The 15,958-nt window shown below is 67.7% G+C and carries 16 protein-coding genes; 9 read left to right on the forward strand and 7 right to left on the reverse strand.

The annotated features are described in order from the left end of the window. Nucleotides 1-8: 8 nt before the first annotated feature. From WS89_RS09785 to WS89_RS09815, 7 genes are all read left to right on the forward strand, one after another. Complete coding sequence (locus WS89_RS09785) at nt 9-1,037, forward strand: DNA polymerase III subunit delta' (RefSeq protein ID WP_059790692.1); 1,029 nt, start codon at nt 9-11, stop codon at nt 1,035-1,037. 141 nt (nt 1,038-1,178) lie between these two features. Continuing rightward, on the forward strand, nt 1,179-1,958 hold the full coding sequence (locus tag WS89_RS09790) for a TatD family hydrolase (RefSeq protein ID WP_059790694.1): 780 nt from the start codon (nt 1,179-1,181) through the stop codon (nt 1,956-1,958). Between the two features lie 43 nt (nt 1,959-2,001). Beyond that, nucleotides 2,002-2,712, forward strand: coding sequence for an ankyrin repeat domain-containing protein (locus tag WS89_RS09795; RefSeq protein WP_059506074.1), 711 nt, complete (start codon nt 2,002-2,004; stop codon nt 2,710-2,712). 118 nt (nt 2,713-2,830) lie between these two features. After that, nucleotides 2,831-3,187: a Rap1a/Tai family immunity protein gene (locus WS89_RS09800; protein ID WP_059506076.1), complete on the forward strand. Its 357-nt coding sequence runs from the start codon at nt 2,831-2,833 to the stop codon at nt 3,185-3,187. An 89-nt stretch (nt 3,188-3,276) separates the two neighbouring features. Continuing rightward, nucleotides 3,277-4,449, forward strand: a complete 1,173-nt coding sequence (locus tag WS89_RS09805) for a mechanosensitive ion channel family protein (protein ID WP_059790696.1) — start codon at nt 3,277-3,279, stop codon at nt 4,447-4,449. A gap of 43 nt (nt 4,450-4,492) precedes the next feature. Then, entirely contained in the window at nt 4,493-5,668 is a 1,176-nt protein-coding gene (locus WS89_RS09810) for an AAA family ATPase (protein ID WP_059506080.1), read from the forward strand. Between the two features lie 282 nt (nt 5,669-5,950). Further along, nucleotides 5,951-7,015, forward strand: coding sequence for a glycosyltransferase family 4 protein (locus WS89_RS09815; RefSeq protein ID WP_059505029.1), 1,065 nt, complete (start codon nt 5,951-5,953; stop codon nt 7,013-7,015). A 122-nt stretch (nt 7,016-7,137) separates the two neighbouring features. Here WS89_RS09815 and WS89_RS09820 read toward each other — a convergent pair whose 3' ends face one another. The 3 genes from WS89_RS09820 to WS89_RS09830 form a co-directional block, all read right to left on the reverse strand. Continuing rightward, complete coding sequence (locus WS89_RS09820) at nt 7,138-7,725, reverse strand: BPSL1445 family SYLF domain-containing lipoprotein (RefSeq protein ID WP_034207498.1); 588 nt, start codon at nt 7,723-7,725, stop codon at nt 7,138-7,140. Between the two features lie 239 nt (nt 7,726-7,964). Beyond that, a complete protein-coding gene (locus tag WS89_RS09825; protein ID WP_059790699.1) occupies nt 7,965-8,414 on the reverse strand; it encodes a hypothetical protein in 450 nt (149 codons plus the stop codon). Nucleotides 8,415-8,685: 271 nt separating this feature from the next. Further along, nucleotides 8,686-8,976: a PsiF family protein gene (locus WS89_RS09830; RefSeq protein WP_011549641.1), complete on the reverse strand. Its 291-nt coding sequence runs from the start codon at nt 8,974-8,976 to the stop codon at nt 8,686-8,688. 271 nt (nt 8,977-9,247) lie between these two features. Between WS89_RS09830 and WS89_RS09835 the strand changes: the two genes are divergently transcribed. Continuing rightward, the gene (locus WS89_RS09835; RefSeq protein WP_059505024.1) at nt 9,248-10,270 is read left to right on the forward strand and encodes an asparaginase; all 1,023 of its coding nucleotides are present in this window, start codon (nt 9,248-9,250) and stop codon (nt 10,268-10,270) included. Nucleotides 10,271-10,373: 103 nt separating this feature from the next. Here WS89_RS09835 and lysM read toward each other — a convergent pair whose 3' ends face one another. From lysM to gcl, 4 genes are all read right to left on the reverse strand, one after another. Next, nucleotides 10,374-10,844, reverse strand: a complete 471-nt coding sequence (gene lysM, locus WS89_RS09840; protein WP_059505022.1) for a peptidoglycan-binding protein LysM — start codon at nt 10,842-10,844, stop codon at nt 10,374-10,376. A 459-nt stretch (nt 10,845-11,303) separates the two neighbouring features. Beyond that, the gene (locus WS89_RS09845) at nt 11,304-12,197 is read right to left on the reverse strand and encodes a 2-hydroxy-3-oxopropionate reductase (protein WP_059790701.1); all 894 of its coding nucleotides are present in this window, start codon (nt 12,195-12,197) and stop codon (nt 11,304-11,306) included. A 41-nt stretch (nt 12,198-12,238) separates the two neighbouring features. Next, nucleotides 12,239-13,048: a hydroxypyruvate isomerase gene (gene hyi / locus WS89_RS09850; RefSeq protein ID WP_059790703.1), complete on the reverse strand. Its 810-nt coding sequence runs from the start codon at nt 13,046-13,048 to the stop codon at nt 12,239-12,241. A gap of 44 nt (nt 13,049-13,092) precedes the next feature. Continuing rightward, entirely contained in the window at nt 13,093-14,868 is a 1,776-nt protein-coding gene (gene gcl, locus WS89_RS09855) for a glyoxylate carboligase (protein ID WP_059790705.1), read from the reverse strand. Nucleotides 14,869-15,034: 166 nt separating this feature from the next. Here gcl and WS89_RS09860 point away from each other — a divergent pair, with 166 nt between their 5' ends. Beyond that, a complete protein-coding gene (locus WS89_RS09860) occupies nt 15,035-15,946 on the forward strand; it encodes a LysR family transcriptional regulator (protein ID WP_059790707.1) in 912 nt (303 codons plus the stop codon). Nucleotides 15,947-15,958: the final 12 nt, after the last annotated feature.

Raw genomic sequence — 15,958 nt, forward strand, 5'->3', positions numbered from 1 at the left:
CGCCCCCCATGATCTATCCGTGGCAAACCGACGACTGGAACCGCCTGCAGCAACTGCGCGCGCAATGGCCGCATGCGCTGCTGCTGCACGGTCAGGCCGGGATCGGCAAGCTGCAGTTCGCGCAGCATCTCGCACAGGGTTTCCTGTGCGAATCGCCGCAGCCGAACGGCGAGCCGTGCGGCGCCTGCGCGGCCTGCAATTGGTTCTCGCAGGGCAACCATCCGGACTACCGGATCGTGCTGCCCGAGGCGCTGGCGGGCGAGGCGCCGGGTGCGGCGGACGACGCGAAGCCGGCCGACGCGGACGAAGGCGGCAAGAAGACGCGGGCGCCGAGCAAGGAAATCAAGATCGAGCAGGTGCGCGCGCTGCTCGACTTCTGCGGGGTGGGTTCGCACCGCGGCGGCGCACGCGTCGTCGTGCTGTATCCGGCCGAAGCGCTCAATGTCGCCGCGTCGAACGCGCTGCTGAAAACGCTGGAGGAACCGCCGCCCGGCGTCGTGTTCCTGCTCGTGTCGGCGCGCATCGACCGCTTGTTGCCGACGATCATCAGCCGCTGCCGCCAGTGGCCGATGACCGTGCCGGCGCCGGAGGCCGCCGCCGCGTGGCTCGCGGCGCAGGGTGTCGACCACGCCAGCGCGCTGCTCGCCGAAGCCGGCGGCGCGCCGCTCGCCGCGCTGGCGCTCGCGAGCGACGAGAACCGTCCGCTGCGCGACTACACGCTCGGGCAACTGGCCGCCGGTGCGGCCTGCGATCCGTTCGCGTGCGGCGAGACGCTGCAGAAGCTGCCGGTGCCGCTGGTGCTCGGCTGGCTGCAGCGCTGGCTGTACGATCTGCTCGCCCAGCGGATGGCCGGTGCGCCGCGCTACTTCCCGATGCATGCGGCGGCCCTGGCGCGCTGCGCGGAAGCGGTCGACGCGAACGCATTCGCGCGCTTCATGAAAGCCGTGACGCGGCAGCGGACGGTCGAGAACCATCCGCTCAACGCACGGCTCGTATTCGAGGAATTGTTTCTCGGATATCGGGAAATATTTGCTTGATCCGGCATTGTTTCCGATGGGTTGCGAAACGATGAACGGATCACGCGCGGGCGCGAGCATGGCCGGCCGGTCCGCCCACGTCGCCCGGTGCCGCATGCCGGCGGGCGCATGAGCGCTCGTCTCACGTATTCAGGAAACACGATGTTCGTCGACTCTCACTGCCACATCAATTTCAAGGGCCTGGCCGATCGTCTGCCGGCCGTTCTCGAGAACATGCGCGAGCACGACGTCACGCACGCACTGTGCGTGTCGGTCGATTTCGAGACGCTGCCCGACGTGCTCGCGATCGCCGAAGCGCACGACAACGTGTACGCATCGGTCGGCGTGCATCCCGATCACGAGGATGCGCGCGAGCCGACGCTCGCGGAGTTCGTCGAGCTGGCCGCGCACCCGAAGGTCGTCGCGATCGGCGAGACCGGCCTCGACTACTACCGCCTCGAAGGCCGCTCGATCGCCGACATGGAATGGCAGCGCGAACGCTTTCGCACGCACATCCGCGCGGCGACCGCGACGATGAAGCCGCTGATCGTCCACACGCGCGCGTCGTCGGAAGACACGCTGCGAATCATGGCCGAGGAACGCGCGGACGTGCCGGGCGGCGTGATGCACTGCTTCACCGAGCCGTGGCCGGTCGCCGAGCAGGCGCTCGCGCAGAACTTCCATATCTCGCTGTCGGGTATCGTCACGTTCAAGAGCGCGACCGACGTGCAGGACGTCGCGCGGCGCGTGCCGCTCGACCGGCTGCTGATCGAGACCGACTCGCCGTACCTCGCGCCGGTGCCGTATCGCGGCAAGCCGAATGAACCTGCGTACGTCAGCCATGTCGGACGCTTTATCGCATCCGAACGCGGGATCGCCGTCGAGGTGCTCGCCGATGCGACGACGCAGAACTTTTTCCGGCTGTTCAAGATCGCCCGCTAACGACGGGCGCGCAGCCGACAACCCAGGGAAGGAGCCCACAACAATGACGAAGCCGACCAACCACCTGCCCAAACGCGCACTCGTTGCGGCCGCATTCGTCGCGAGCGGGCTGTTCGCCGCCGCCGGCGCGCATGCCGAGTCGCTCGACGCGATCGTCAAGGCCGTCAAGTTCGACGACATCGCCGATATCGGCAAGCAGCTCAAGAGCGGCAAGCTCGATCCGAACACGCTCGCGCCGAACGGCGACCCGATCCTCGTGATCGCCGCACGCGAGAAATCCGACAAGGTCGCCGCGGCGATCGCCACGACGCCCAACGTCGATCTCGAGAAGGAAGACAAGGCCGGCGAAAACGCGCTGATGCTCGCGTCGCTGAACGGCGACCTCGACCTCGTCAAGCTGCTGATCGACAAGGGCGCGGAAGTCAGCAAGAAGGGCTGGGCGCCGCTGCACTACGCGGCGACCAACGGCCACGACGCGGTCGTCAAGGTGCTGCTCGACCACGACGCGTACATCGACACCGCATCGCCGAACGGCACGACGCCGCTGATGATGGCCGCGCGCGGCAACCATGCGTCGACGGTCACGCTGCTGCTCGACCAGGGCGCCGATCCGCAGGTGAAGAACCAGCTCGGCATCACCGCGCTCGAGTTCGCGAAGCACTACAACGCGCCGGACGCGATCGAGATCCTGAGCAAGCGGACGACGCGTATCGGTGCGGCGACGCCGGCAGATGCTCAAAAGAGTGCAAAATAACGGTTTTTGGTGCGGCGGCGCCTGTCCGCCCGGCCGCCTTCCGGCCGGAACAGGGCATCCGGCGCCGCACCGGCCAACGCAGCAGGCGGTCCCCCGCCGCATTGACATAAGGAACACCATGTTGCGCGCAATGTTTTGTGCCGCGGCGTTTGCCGTGCCGTTGTCGGCGGCGGCTTTCACGGGCGCGGATCTCGACCGGCTGTGCGCGAAGACGGACGTCAAGTCGCGGGCGTCGTGCGCGGCCTATATCGAAGGCGCCGCCGACGGCGTCTACAACACGATCGATGCGATCGGCGGCACCACGGGGCCGCGCGTCGGTCAGTACTTCTGCCTGCCGCCCGACATCCGGGCGCAACAGATGACGGACGCGGTGCGCAAGTACATCGCGGAAAATCCGAAGCTGGCCGACTACAACGCGAGCACTGCGGTGTCGCTCGGTCTCGGCAAGGCGTTTCCCTGCAGGAGCGGCAGCTGATCTGACGCCGTGTCCGGGCGCGTGCGTGGCCCGGACGTCGCCGACGCATCCAGGACGAAGCCTGTGCGCTTCATCACTCGAGGGCGCCGATGATTTCAATCGAGGAACTGCAGCGCATCGCCGATGCGCCGTTGCATTCGTGGCTCGGCACGCTGGGCGTGTCGGTCATCGTCATACTGGTCGTCACGGTCATGCACCGCCTCGGCGCACGCATCGTCAAGCGCGTCGCGCAGCCGTATCCGCTGATGAGCGCGATCCTGCGCTACATCGACAAGCCGTCGCTCGTCGTGCTGGCGCTGCTGGCGCTCGAATTCCTGTGGCTCCAGGCGGACGACGGCATGTCGTTCGTGCGCGGCATGCGCACCGCGGCCGCCGTCGGCTCCATCGTGTCGCTCACGTGGCTGCTGGTGCGGCTCGCGGCCGGCGTCGGCGACGCGATCATCCAGGCCCATCCGATCGATACGGCCGACAACCTCCAGGCGCGGCGCGTCCATACGCAGGCCAAGGTGCTCGTGCGGACCGTGATGGTGCTGATCGTGATCATCGGCACCGGCGCCGCGCTGATGACGTTCCCGAACGTGCGCCAGATCGGCGCGAGCCTGCTGGCGTCGGCCGGTGTGGCAGGGCTGGTCGCCGGTATCGCCGCGCGGCCGGTGCTCGGCAACCTGATTGCCGGGTTGCAGATCGCGCTCACGCAGCCGATCCGGCTCGACGACGTGGTCGTGATCCAGGGCGAGTGGGGGCGCATCGAGGAAATCACCGGCTCGTTCGTGTCGGTGCGGCTGTGGGACCAGCGGCGTCTCGTCGTGCCGCTGCAGTGGATCATCGAGAACCCGTTCACGAACTGGACGCGCAGTAGCGCGGAGATCATCGGTACCGTTTACCTGTCGGTCGATTACCGCACGCCGCTCGCGCCGCTGCGCGAGGAACTCGCGCGGCTCGTCCACGCCGCGCCGGAATGGGACGGCCGCGTGCAGGTGCTGCAGGTGACCGACGCGACGGAGCGCACGATGCAACTGCGTGCGCTCGTCAGCGCGGCCGACTCGTCGTCGTGCTGGGATCTGCGCTGCCGCGTGCGCGAAGGGCTGATCGCCTATCTGCAGAACCGCTATCCGCAATGCCTGCCGCGCAGCCGGATGGAGCTGTATCCGCACGAATCCGCGCCCGATGCGCCGAATCCCGAACGGCCGCACGCGCGCTCGCCTGCCGCCAGCACGGCGGCCAACACCGCGGCCGACCCGCAGGCCGTCGACGGCCGCTGAACGCGGCCCGGCGCCGGCCTGCCATGCCCCATCGCCCATTCCCATGACCGCGCTGAAGACGCTCGCCATCGCCAATTACCGCTCGCTGCGCGAGCTCATCGTGCCGCTCGCGGCGCTCAACGTCGTCACGGGGCCGAACGGCAGCGGCAAGTCGAGCGTGTACCGCGCGCTGAGGCTGCTCGCCGACACCGCGCAGGGCCGCGTGATCCCGTCGCTCGCGCGCGAGGGCGGCTTGCCGTCGACGTTGTGGGCCGGGCCCGAGCGCTTCTCGCGCGCGATGCTGGCCGGCGAGGTGCCGGTGACGGGCACCGTGCGCAACGGGCCGGTGAGCCTGAAGCTCGGCTTTGCGTGCGACGATTTCGGCTATTCGATCGATCTCGGCCTGCCGCTGCCGAGCAGCTCGCAGTTCGCGCTCGATCCGGTGATCAAGCGCGAATGCATCTGGGGCGGCGCGTTGCCGCGCCCGTCCACGCTGCTGGTCGACCGGCAGGGCGCGCAGATTCGCGTGCGTACCGCGTCGGGCGACTGGCGGACGATTCCGCAACCGGTCGCGAGCTTCGATAGCATGATGACCGAGTTCGCCGATCCGACCGGCGCGCCCGAGATGATCGCGGTGCGCGAGCGGATCCGCTCGTGGCGCTTCTACGACCATTTCCGGACCGATGCGCGGGCACCGGCGCGCCAGTCGCACATCGGCACCCATACGCCGGTGCTCGCGGACGACGGGGCCGACCTGGCCGCCGCGCTGCAGACGATCCGCGAAATCGGCGATGCGGCGGCGCTCGACGCGGCGATCGACGACGCGTTTCCCGGCGCGTCGGTCGAGATCGACAATCCGGGCGGCCGCGGCCGTTTCGACGTGCTGATGCGCCAGCCGGGGCTGCTGCGGCCGCTGGCGGCGGCCGAGTTGTCCGACGGCACGCTGCGCTACCTGCTGCTCGCGGCCGCGCTGCTGACGCCGCGGCCGCCGGCGCTGATGGTGCTGAACGAACCCGAGACGAGCCTGCATCCCGATCTGCTGCCGGCGCTCGGCCGGCTGATCGCGCAGGCCGCGCGGCATTCGCAGGTGCTGGTCGTGTCGCACGCGGCGCGGCTCATCGCGACGCTCGAGCGCGAGGCCGGCTGCGAATCGCTGGTGCTCGACAAGCAGCTCGGCGCGACCGCGCTCGTCGATGCCGACTCGCGCGACCTGCCGGCGTGGAAGTGGCCGTCGCGCTGACGGCCTGATGGCGTGCGTTGGGTCGCGATCGGCGCGCGAAGGCATCGGATCGGCCCCGAACGGGCTCGATGCGAGGCGGCCGGGCCCGCTCTGCGGAATGTATCCGGTCTGTAACAACCCCCAAAAAATGAAAGACCGGCGGTTCCGCTCATCGGGATCGCGAATAATAATGGGATATCCGGCTGGTGCCACGCCGGCCGGCGCGGCATGGAGGCGGGACGCGCGCGCAAGCGCGGCCCCGCCGGCCGTACCGCAACGGACAGGACACAGGAGACGTGGACCATGAGAATTGCCCAGATCGCCCCGCTGACCGAATCCGTGCCGCCGAAGCTGTACGGCGGCACGGAGCGCGTCGTGTCCTACATCACCGAGGCGCTCGTCGAGCTCGGCCACGATGTGACGCTGTTCGCGAGCGGCGATTCGACGACGCGGGCGAAGCTCGAGCCCGTGTGGCCGCGCGCGCTGCGACTCGATTCGTCGATCCGCGACCGGGTTGCGCCGCACATGCTGCTGATGGAGACGGTCGCGCGCCGCGCGAAGGATTTCGACGTGCTCCATTTCCACATGGACTACTACTCGTTCTCGGTCTTCAACCGACAGGACACGCCTTACGTGACGACGCTGCACGGCCGCCTCGACCTGCCCGAGCAGCAACCGGTGTTCGACACGTTCAACACGGCCCCGGTGATCTCGATTTCCAATTCGCAGCGCCAGCCGTTGCCGCAGGCGAAATGGCTGACGACCGTCTATCACGGGTTGCCCGAGACGCTGTACATGCCGCAGCCCGTCGAGCCGCGCTATCTCGCATTCCTCGGCCGCATCTCGCCGGAAAAACGCGTCGACACCGCGATCCGCATTGCCGGCCAGTGCGGGTTGCCGATCCGGATCGCCGCGAAGATCGACGCGGCCGACCAGGAATACTTCGACCGCGAGATCAAGCCGCTCTTCGCGTTGCCGCACGTCGAATACGTCGGCGAGATCGCCGATCACGAGAAGGCTGAATTCCTGTCGGGCGCGCATGCGCTGCTGTTTCCGATCGACTGGCCGGAACCGTTCGGCCTGGTGATGATCGAGGCGATGTCGTGCGGCACGCCGGTGATCGCGTTCAACCGCGGCGCGGTGCCCGAAGTGGTGGACGAGGGCGTGTCGGGTTTCATCGTCGAGGATGAAATCAGCGCGGTGGCCGCCGTGAACCGGCTGCACCTGCTGCCGCGTGCGCGCGTGCGGCAGCGCTTCGAGGAGCGCTTCACGTCGCGCCGGATGGCGCAGCAGTACGTGGACGTGTACCAGTCGGTGATCCGCGCGCAGAAGCGCTCGCGCTTCAAGGTGATCGATTCGACGACCTGAGCGGCCCGATCGACCGGCCGCGTTGGCGCAGCGCGCCGGCGGATAAAAAAACGGCGATGCCCGCAAGGACATCGCCGTTTGTGCATGACCCGCGCGAGGCCCGCGCGGGCAGGGCGTCAACATCAGATCTTGAGCTTCGTGACCTTCGTGCCGTTGATCGATACGTCGCCCATCAGGCCGGCGTTGGTCAGCACGACGACCTGGACCGGTGCGGTGGCCGTGTTGGAATCGACCGCGCCGTTCGCACCCATCTTCACGAGTGCGACCGAGGCGCCGGCGCCGGCGGCCCAGCCGTCCGAGTTGCGGAATTCGTCGAGCGCCTGCTGCGTCATGAACAGGAACACGATCGCCTTCGACTGCGCGCCGGCCTGCAGGCCGACCGACAGCGACGACGTGTTGTAGTAGCCGACCGTGCTGCCGCCGACGCGCAGCGCGCCGTTGCCGGACTGGCCACCGACGATGAAGCCGGCCTGGAGCACTTCGGGGAAGACCAGCACGCCGCGCGATTTCGCGACGAGTTCGCGCGAACCCTTGACCGTGGAGTACATGCGCGACAGCGTGGCGTCGACGCTCGCGTCGATCGACTGGCGTTTGGACGCGTTGGTCGCGGCGTTGTCCGGCTTGTCCGGGGTGGTGGTGCAACCGGTGAGCGCGAGGCTACCGACGATGAGCGCAGCGGCGGCTTTCAGCACAAGATTCCGTTTTTGCATCGTTGTTCTCCATCGGATGAAGTTCGGAGTGAGTCTCGCTCAAGGAGCGGATCACGTCGGCAGTTATATCACAGCGGATTACGGCCTCTTTTCGTTGCCGCGTGAAAAAGCGTCAAATCGCGTGGGGGTGTCGCGGCGCGCCAACGGACGATGCGGCGCCGACGCGCGAGGGGCGGGTCGGCATGCGGGGCGCGCGACGATCGGGCGGGAGGGCGCGGCGTTTGCAGCGCGCGCCCGCGTCAGTGTGTGACGGGCGGAACGGGCGGCTCGATCGGCGGGCGGCGAAGCGCGCGGCGGATCAGCGCGATCACGATGCCGCACGCGAACAGGAACGCGGCCGGGACGACCCAGTAGCCGACGAACGCATGCCACAGATAGCCTGCGAGCGTATTGCGGCGTACCACGTATTCGTCGCGAGCCGCCTGCTGGCGCGGCGCGTTGGCGGCGAGCACGTCGGCCGGGCAGCCGGCCGCGCGCGCTTCGTCAGGCTCCCCGTGACACTTCGCGGCGGCGCCGGCGGCCTGCTGCGCGTCGGTGAGCTGCCACGTGGTCAGCGCGAGCTGCAGGTCCGCCTTGTTGTAGGCCATTTCCTCGCGGATCTCGCGTACGGCGACGATCGCGACGGGCACCGCCCAGAACACGATCACGATCAGCCAACGGCGGAACCAGCGGTGTTGTCTCCATGCCATCCAAGCCTCCGTTTGACGCGCGTGCGCGTCCGTCTCGAGGGCGGCCCGATGGCGCTTCTTGGTCTTGGGTGGGCCGCGTTGCAGCCATCATAGAAGAAAACGCGGCGAAATGCCGCACCGCGTGGCGGCGCGGGGCCGGCCGCCGGAAAAACGGGGCGGGAAAGACGGGGCGGGAAAGACGGGAGTGCGGGCGTCGATGCGCGTGCAACGAAAATGAAAATGCCGCGCCCGCCGAAGCGGGGCGCGGCATTCGAGGCGGGAGCGCCGGGACTCAGGCGGCCGGCTGGTTGCTCAGGCAGCTCTTCATGAACGCCTTGCGATCGTCACCCTTCTTGCCGGTGGCCTGCGTATTGCACGCCTTCATCTTTTCCTGCTGCGTCATCGCCTTCGCGGGCTTCGCCGACAGGCAGTCCTTCATGAACGCCTTGCGTTCGTCGCCCGTCTTGCCGGCTGCCTGGGTGTTACAGGCCTTCATCTTGTCCTGCTGGCTGTTCGCCGCGAACGCGGGGGAAGCCAGCATGCCGCCGAGAAGCACTGCGGCTACGAGCGATTGGATTTTCATTTCGACACTCCCATGGGGTGAATTGCGTGTGATCGACGCCGTCACGAAGCACGACGCGATGAGGACAGGGCCACATCGCACCGCGCGCTCCGATTATGGCAAATCAAGGTGAAAACACCAAAACGGCACTTCCTATAACGTTGCGGACGCCATGGCCGTTGACGCCGCGCGCGGCCCGGAGATCGGGACAAACCATGATGCGCGCCGGCTATCGCCGGCCGCCGCGCCGGAACCTGCCGGCTCGCGGCCGGGAGCCATTACAATCGCGGCCATGAATACACCGAACATCGCATCCCCTTCGTTCGCGGCGCCGCTGCCGCGCATCGCCGTACTCGCCACGGGCGGCACGATCGCCGGCGCCGCGCCCGACGCCGCCAGCACGGCCGGCTACCAGGCCGGCGCGCTCGGCGTCAATTTCCTGGTCGACGCCGTGCCGGCACTCGCGTCGGTCGCACGCATCGACGCGGAACAGGTCGCCAGCATCGACAGCAAGGATCTCGCGCTGCCGCTGTGGAACACGCTCGCCGCGCGGATCGACGCGCTGATGGCCGACCCGGCCGTCGACGGCATCGTGATCACCCACGGCACCGATACGCTCGAGGAAACCGCGTATGCACTGCATCTGGTCGTGCGGGGCGACAAGCCGGTCGTGCTGACGGCCGCGATGCGGCCGGCCACCGCGCTGTCGTCCGACGGCCCGCTGAACCTGCTGAACGCGGTGACGGTGGCCGCGCATCCGGCCGCGCGCGGGCAGGGCGTGCTGGTCGCGTTCAACAACCGGATCCACGGCGCGCGCGATGTCGTGAAGACGAGCACCTATGCGGTCGACGCGTTCCAGTCGCCGGAACTCGGCGCGCTCGGCTGGGTGCAGGACGGCCGCGTCGAATTCGCGCGCCGCGTCACGCGCACGCGCGACACGCAACTGGCGATCGCCGCGACCTGGCCGCCGGTCGAAGTCGTCGCGAGCTATGCGGGCGTGACGCGCACGGCCGTGGACGCGCTCGTCGCGGCCGGCGTGCGCGGACTCGTCGTCGCGGGCACCGGCAACGGGTCGATCCATGCGGTGCTGCAGGCGGCGCTCGCCGATGCGGCGAACGCGGGCGTGGCGGTGGTCCGTGCGTCGCGCGTCGGTTCGGGTCACGTGATGCGCAACGGCGCCGCGAGCGACGATGCGCTCGGTTTCGTGAGCGCGGGCTCGCTGCACCCGTTCAAGGCGCGCGTGCTGCTGATGCTCGCGCTGGCGAACGGCATTCGGGATCGAGACGCACTGCAGCACGCGTTCGATACGCTGTGACGGATGGCCGCCGCTCGGGCGGCGTGCGGCGCGCATAAAAAATGGCAGGCCGGTGGCCTGCCATTTTTGCGTCGGTACTGCGAGAACGATCAGGATTGCACGATCAGGACTGCGGCGGAATCACGAGCTTCTGGCCCGGGTAGATCCGGTCGGGGCTCGACAGCATCGGCTTGTTCGCCTCGAAGATCACCGGGTACTTGTTCGCGTCGCCATACACTTCCTTCGCGATCGCCGACAGCGTGTCGCCCGGCTTCACGTCGTGGTACTGGACTTCCGGATCGTCCGGCTGCAGGCCATCGTCGTTGACGCCCGCGACGCCTTGCACGTTGCCGGCCGCGACCTTGACCTTCGCCTTCGTGTCGAGATCGGGCACGCTGCCCGACAGCGACACGGTGCGCGACGCGCCGTCGAACGCGACGGTCAGATTCGACGTGTCGAGACCTTGCGTGTTGATGTAGTTCTTGATTGCGTCGGCCGCGGTCTGGTTCGCGGCATTCGGATCTTCCGCCGCTTGCGCGTCGGCATGACCCAGCAGTTTTTCACCCGCCTCTTTGATAAACGAAAGAAGACCCATCGCTGCACTCCTTAGGTGGTTGAAAAGAAAACGCGCCATGAAGTGGCGAAAAAAACACCGCGCTGGATGCGGCCACCTGGGCGGGCGCAAGCGCGGCGGTTTTCTCGAAAGGCGTGGCGAAAGTGTAGGCGTTCAACGCGACGATTGCATGAAAAATCGCACGCTCGAACGTAAAGAAATGTAATACGCGAAATCCGACAGGCGGACACCCGACGACGACGTCTGACCGACCAAGGCTTCCCCGGCGCCGCCGGGTGCCGCTGCGGACCCCACCACGCCGCTCTCAGCCCAGAGCGGCGTTTTTCGCCCCGTCCCGCATGCCGTTGGCGATGCAGGGCGGGGCGCCCCAACGTGATGCGCGCGTGCGTCGCGCATCGAGGCGACCGGCCGCGGCCGAGTCGCGTGTATGCGTCGCGCGCCTGCGCCATCGCAGCGAAAGCGCGCATTGCGGCAGCCGCGTTACGCGGCCGGCGTCTGGCCGATCTCGAAGTTCGACATGATCTCGAGCGCGCGCACGAGGGCCGAGTGATCCCATGCCTTGCCGCCGTGCGATGCGCACACGCTGAACAGCTGCTGCGCGCTCGCGGTGTGCGGCAGCGCGAGGCCGAGCTTGCGTGCGCCGTCGAGCGCGAGGTTCAGGTCCTTCTGGTGCAGCTCGATGCGGAAGCCCGGATCGAACGTGCGCTTGGTCATCCGCGCACCGTGCACTTCGAGGATGCGCGACGCGGCGAAGCCGCCCATCAGCGCCTGACGCACGCGCTCCGGGTCGGCGCCCGAACGTGCGGCGAACAGCAGCGCTTCGCCGACCGCCTCGATGTTCAGTGCGACGATGATCTGATTCGCGACCTTGCAGGTCTGGCCGGCACCGTTGTCGCCGACGAGCGTGATGTTCTTGCCCATCTTCTCGAACAGCGGCTTCGCGCGCTCGAATGCCTTCTCCGGGCCGCCGACCATGATCGTCAGCGTCGCTTCGCGTGCGCCGACCTCGCCGCCGGACACCGGCGCGTCGAGGTAGTCGCAGCCGAGCACGTTGATCTGCTTCGCGAATGCCTGCGTGTCGAGCGGCGAAATCGAGCTCATGTCGATCACGAGCTTGCCGGCCGTCAGGCCCTTCGCGACGCCGTCGTCGGCGAACAGCACGTTGCGCACGTCGGGCGTGTCCGGCACCATCGAGATGATGATGTCGGCGTGCTGCGCGACTTCGGTCGAGTTCGCGACGACCTTCGCGCTGCCGCGCAGGTCGTCGGGAATCGGGAACGCACCGTTCACGACGAGCTGATGATCGCCCTTGAGCAGGTTGCGCGCCATGTGCGCGCCCATGATGCCGAGGCCGATGAAACCGATGGTTGCCATGTGAAAGTCTCCTATAGGGCTGAAAACGGGAAGGGCGCGACTCAGGCGGCGCGACGCGCCGAGGCCGGTGCACAGCCGGCCACGCTTTGCAGCCAGCCGAGGCCTTCCGTCGTGGTGGTACGGGGCTTGTATTCGCAGCCGACGTAGCCGGCATAGCCGAGCCGGTCGAGCAGCGCGAACAGGAACGCGTAGTTGATCTCGCCGGTGCCCGGCTCGTTGCGGCCCGGGTTGTCCGCGAGCTGGACGTGGCCGATCGACGCGAGGTTGCGTTCGATCGTCGCGGCCAGTTCGCCTTCCATGCGTTGCATGTGATAGATGTCGTACTGCAGGAACAGGTTGTCCGAGCCGACCGCGCGGATCACGTCGAGCCCTTCGGACGAGCGGTTCAGCGCGAAGCCCGGGATGTCGAAGCTGTTGCACGGTTCGACGAGCAGGCGGATGCCTTCGCGCTTCAGCGCGTCGGCGGCGAAGCGCAGGTTGTCGACGATCGTCACGAACGTCTTGTCGCGCGCGGTGCTCGCCGACGGGATGCCGACGAGGCAGTTCAGCTGCGGCACCTTCAGCGCCTTCGCGTACTCGATCGCACGGCCGACGCCTTCCTGGAATTCGCTCACGCGATCGGGCAGGCACGCAATGCCGCGCTCGCCCTGATCCCAGTTGCCGGCGGGCAGGTTGTGCAGCACGAGGCGCAGGCGGTGCGTATCGAGCCGCTCGGCGAGTTCCTCTTTCGCGTACGGATACGGGAACAGGAACTCGACGGCGTCGAAGCCCGCGTCCGCGGCCGCCTTGAAGCGGTCGAGGAACGGCACTTCGTTGAACAGCATGGTCAGGTTTGCAGCAAACTTCGGCATGAGCTAAGCCTCTTCGGTCGGTCAGTCCAAAATATCGTGCGGGTTCAGTCGAGCATCGAGATCGCGGTCGGTGCGTGCTCGGCCTTTTCGGCGAGCTCCTCGAATTCGTTGATCGCGTCGATTTCGGTGCCCATCGAGATGTTCGTCACGCGCTCGAGGATCACTTCGACGACCACCGGCACGCTGAACTCTTCCGCGAGCGTTTGCGCCTGGCGCAGCGCCGGCTCGATTTCTTCCGGCTTGAACACGCGCAGCGCCTTGCAGCCGAGGCCTTCCGCGACGGCCACGTGGTCGACGCCATACCCGTTCAGTTCCGGCGCGTTCACGTTGTCGAACGCGAGCTGCACGCAGTAGTCCATGTCGAACGCGCGCTGCGCCTGGCGGATCAGCCCGAGGTACGAGTTGTTCACGACGACGTGCACGTACGGCAGCTTGAATTGCGCGCCGGCCGCCAGCTCCTCGATCATGAACTGGAAGTCGTAGTCGCCGGACAGCGCGACGATCGGGCGGCTCGGGTCGGCCGCACGCACGCCGAGCGCGGCGGGGATCGTCCAGCCGAGCGGGCCGGCCTGGCCGCAGTTGATCCAGTTGCGCGCCTTGAACACGTGCAGGAACTGCGCGGCGGCGATCTGCGACAGGCCGATCGTGCTGACGTAGCAGGTATCGCGGCCGAACACCTTGTTCATCTCTTCGTACACGCGCTGCGGCTTGACCGGCACGTTGTCGAAGTGCGTCTTGCGCTGCAGCGTGCGCTTGCGTTCCTGGCATTCCGCGACCCACGCGCTGCGATCCTTCAGCTTGCCGGCGGTCTTCCATTCCCGTGCCACCGCGACGAACAGCTCGAGCGCCGCCTTCGCGTCCGACACGATGCCGAGGTCGGGGCCGAACACGCGGCCGATTTGCGTCGGTTCGATGTCGACGTGCACGAACTTGCGGCCCTTCGTGTAGACCTCGATGCTGCCCGTGTGACGGTTCGCCCAGCGGTTGCCGATGCCGAGCACGAAGTCGGACGCGAGCATCGTCGCGTTGCCGTAGCGGTGCGACGTCTGCAGGCCGACCATGCCGGCCATCAGCGGGTGGTCGTCGGCAATCGCGCCCCACGACATCAGCGTCGGGATCACCGGCACGCCGACCGTTTCGGCGAACTGCACGAGCAGGTCTTCGGCCGCCGCGTTGAGCACGCCGCCGCCCGACACGATCAGCGGCTTGTCCGCGTCGTTCAGCATTGCGAGCGCCTTCTCGATCTGCGCGCGGGTGGCCGCGGGCTTGTAGACCGGCAGCGGTTCGTACGTGTCGATGTCGAATTCGATTTCGGCGAGCTGCACGTCGATCGGCAGGTCGACCAGCACCGGGCCCGGACGGCCCGAGCGCATCAGGTGGAACGCCTGCTGGAACACGCGCGGCACGAGCGCCGGTTCGCGCACGGTCACGGCCCACTTGGTGACCGGCTTGGCGATCGATTCGATGTCGACGGCCTGGAAATCTTCCTTGTAGAGGCGCGCGCGCGGCGCCTGGCCCGTGATCGCGAGGATCGGAATCGAGTCGGCCGACGCGGAGTAGAGGCCGGTGATCATGTCGGTGCCGGCGGGGCCCGACGTGCCGATGCACACGCCGATGTTGCCCGGCGCGGCTCGCGTGAAACCTTCGGCCATGTGCGACGCGCCTTCGACGTGACGGGCGAGCACGTGGCTGATGCCGCCCGACTTGCGCATGGCCGAGTAGAACGGGTTGATCGCGGCGCCCGGCACGCCGAACGCGGTCTGGATGCCTTCCTTCTCGAGTACGAGTACGGCTGCGTCGACGGCTCTCATCTTGGCCATGAATGTCTCCTTGAATGTGGCGGATCTTGCGAATCGGTCTGTTGGGAACACTTTAGGGATGCAGGAAAGGTTTGATAAGATCAGCCGAAGTCGCTTATTTCGAAACTAAAAGTATGGAATGACCGCCGGACGGGGCTTCCCGCCGGAGTCGGAACGGAGACGGAAGATGGACCGCTTCAAGCAGATCGAGACGTTCGTGCGGGTGGCCGATGCCGGCAGCCTCGCGGCGGCGGCGCTCGAGGAGGGCGTGTCGCCGGTGGTGCTCGGGCGGCGCATCGACGCGCTGGAGAAGCGCCTCGGCGTGAAGCTGATGTACCGCTCGACGCGGCGGCTAGTCGTCAGCGAGGAGGGGGCCGCGTTCCTCGAGCGCTGCCGCGGGCTGCTCAGCGAATGGGATCAGGCCGAGAACGAACTGGCCGCCGGGCGGCGCGCGGTGAGCGGCCACCTGATCGTGTCGGCGCCGGCCGCGTTCGGCCGCAAGCACGTCGCACCGCACGCGCCCGGCTTTCTGGCCGACAAGCCGGAGATGCAGCTGTCGTTCAACCTGACCGACCGCGTCGTCGATCTCGTGCGCGAGGGCTATGACCTGTCGATCCGGATCGGCGGCGCGGTCGATCCGAACTTCGTCGCGGTGAAGCTCGCGTCGAACCGGCGCGTGGTGTGCGGCACGCCCGGGTATTTCCGCAAGCACGGCCGGCCGAAGTCGCTCGACGACCTGCTGAAGCACAACTGTCTCGCGTTCAACCTGCAGGGCGGCCAGAACCGCGGCTGGTATTTCCAGCGCCACGGCAAGATCGCGACGATGCGCGTGACCGGCAATCTCGACTGCAACGACGGCGAGCTGCTGCACCGCTGGGTGGCCGAAGGGCTCGGGCTCGGCTGGCGCTCGACGTGGGAAATCGCCGCGCAGCTCGAAACGGGCGAACTCGAGACCGTGCTCGACGAATATGCGCTGCCCGACTACGACATCCTCGCGGTCTACCCGCAGCAACGCTACGTGCCGGCGCGCGTGCGCTATTTCATCGACTACCTGCGCGCCGCGTACGCGCGCCCCGGCTACTGGAGCACCACGCCGTGACGGGGCAGCCCG

This window comes from Burkholderia sp. MSMB1072, assembly GCF_001524725.1.
Lineage (GTDB): Bacteria > Pseudomonadota > Gammaproteobacteria > Burkholderiales > Burkholderiaceae > Burkholderia.